Source organism: Roseateles sp., from assembly GCF_031397715.1.
In the GTDB taxonomy this organism is placed as follows: Bacteria; Pseudomonadota; Gammaproteobacteria; order Burkholderiales; family Burkholderiaceae_C; genus Paucibacter_A.
In genome coordinates, this window is record NZ_JANNMI010000009.1 from 1 (window position 1) to 2254 (window position 2254).

1 protein-coding gene and 1 pseudogene are annotated in these 2254 nt (G+C 62.2%); both read right to left on the minus strand.

All coding sequences use genetic code 11. The features are described from left to right. Positions 1-163: 163 nt before the first annotated feature. Positions 164-910: pseudogene (locus tag RMO57_RS00355) on the minus strand (PilT/PilU family type 4a pilus ATPase); the annotation flags it as partial. A 148-nt stretch (positions 911-1058) separates the two neighbouring features. After that, a complete protein-coding gene (locus RMO57_RS00360) occupies positions 1059-2102 on the minus strand; it encodes a type IV pilus twitching motility protein PilT (protein ID WP_310383198.1) in 1044 nt (347 codons plus the stop codon). Positions 2103-2254: the final 152 nt, after the last annotated feature.

Consider the following 2254-nt stretch of genomic DNA (forward strand, 5'->3'; position numbering starts at 1 on the left):
CGCCGCATGCGATCTGTCTTCTGGCGTCCTAGACGACCGCGAAGCCGGAAGAGACGTTCGGAAGTGCTCCACAATTTTCAGACGACAAACCGCACTTCCACGACTAAGAGCCGGAGTTCGTACGATGGAGGACATCCAAACGCCGCTATCGCATTAACCTCACGCTGATGATCCGGTCAAGCGCTTGGTTAGCGCTGTTGGCGTGCAGCGTTGCCATGCAGAGGTGGCCGGTCTCGGCGAAGGCGACCGCATGCTCCATGGTCTCGCGGTCGCGCACCTCGCCCATCAGGATCACATCGGGGGCTTGCCTCAAGGTGTTTTTGAGCGCCAGCTCCCAGCTGTCGGTGTCGATGCCGACCTCGCGCTGGGTGATGATGCAGTTCTTGTGCGGGTGAACGAACTCGATCGGGTCTTCGATCGTGATGATGTGGCCAAAGGTGGTTTGGTTGCGCTCATCGACCATCGCCGCCAGTGAGGTGCTTTTGCCCGAGCCGGTGGCGCCGACCACGATCACCAAGCCGCGCTTGGCCTGCACCACTTGCTTCAAAATGAGCGGCAAATCCAGCGAGGCGATGGTCGGTACCTCGGCGGGGATGGTGCGCAGCACCAGGCCGACCGAGCCCTGCTGAATAAAGGCGTTAGCCCGGAAACGGCCGACGCCCTGCGGCGAAATGGCGAAATTGCATTCCTTGCTGCGCTCGAATTCGGCCGCCTGCTTGTCGTTCATGATGGCGCGCGCCAGCTGCAGCGTGTGCTGGCCGGTCAGCGGCTGAGGCGAGACCTTGGTGACCTTGCCGTCAACCTTGATGGCGGGCGGAAATTCGGCCGTCAGGAACAGATCCGAACCCTTGCGCGAGATCATCAAGCGCAACAGGTCGTTGATGAATTTGGTGGCTTGATCGCGTTCCATGAATTCTCCGTTTCAAAGCCCATCGGGCCGAGCGCCGGGCCGCTCCCAAGCCGGCCCGCCGTGCAATCCGAGGCGGGCCACGACCCACATCGGATTGCACCCCCTCGGGGGGTGGGTCGGCGTAGTCGCCGAACCGGGGGCTCCATTTCTAGCCCGGAAAGTTCTCCGGAAACTTGGCTTTTGCCCGGGCTTCCGACGGCGCACTGATGTTGCGCCGCACCAGGTCGGTCAGGTTTTGGTCCAAAGTCTGCATGCCCTGGCTGTTGCCCGTCTGGATCGACGAATACATCTGCGCCACCTTGTTCTCGCGGATCAAATTGCGGATCGCCGAGGTGCCCAGCATGATCTCGTGCGCCGCGACCCGGCCGGTACCGTCCTTGAGCTTGCACAGGCTTTGCGAGATCACGCCGACCAGCGACTCCGACACCATCGCCCGCACCATTTCTTTTTCGGCCGCTGGAAACACGTCAACGATCCGGTCCACCGTCTTGGCGGCCGAACTGGTGTGCAGGGTGCCGAAGACCAGGTGGCCGGTTTCGGCCGCCGTCAGCGCCAGCCTGATCGTCTCCAGGTCACGCATTTCACCGACCAGCACCGCATCCGGATCTTCACGCAGCGCCGACTTCAGGGCGTTGGCGAAGCTCATCGTGTGCGGCCCGACCTCGCGCTGGTTGATCAGGCTCTTTTTGGATTCATGCACGAACTCGATCGGGTCCTCAATGGTGAGGATGTGACCGTATTCGTTTTCGTTCAAATGGTTGACCATGGCGGCCAGCGTGGTCGACTTACCCGAGCCGGTCGGCCCGGTCACCAAGACCAAACCGCGTGGGCGCAGCGCCAGCTCGGCAAAAATCTTCGGCGCGTTGAGTTGCTCAAGCGACAGGATCTTGCTTGGGATGGTGCGGAACACCGCGCCGGCCCCGCGGTTGTGATTGAAAGCGTTGACGCGAAAGCGCGCCAGGCCCTGGATCTCGAAACTGAAGTCGCACTCCAGCGTGTCCTCGTAGTGCTTGCGCTGGGCATCGTTCATGATGTCGTACACCATCGCATGCACCATCTTGTGGTCCAGCGGCTCGACGTTGATGCGCCGCACGTCGCCGTGCACACGGATCATCGGCGGCAGCCCGGCCGACAAGTGGAGGTCAGACGCCTTGTTCTTGACCGAAAACGCAAGCAGCTGGGTGATATCCATGAATGACGCGCGCGCCGCGACGGCCCGCGCCTAGAGTCTCGGGGGATTATGGGCAGCATCGGAAGCAACCTGCAAGAAGTGAAGCAGCGCATCGGCGCCGCAGCGGCAGCCGCAGGGCGCAGCGCGCAAAGCATCACGCTGCTGGCGGTGGG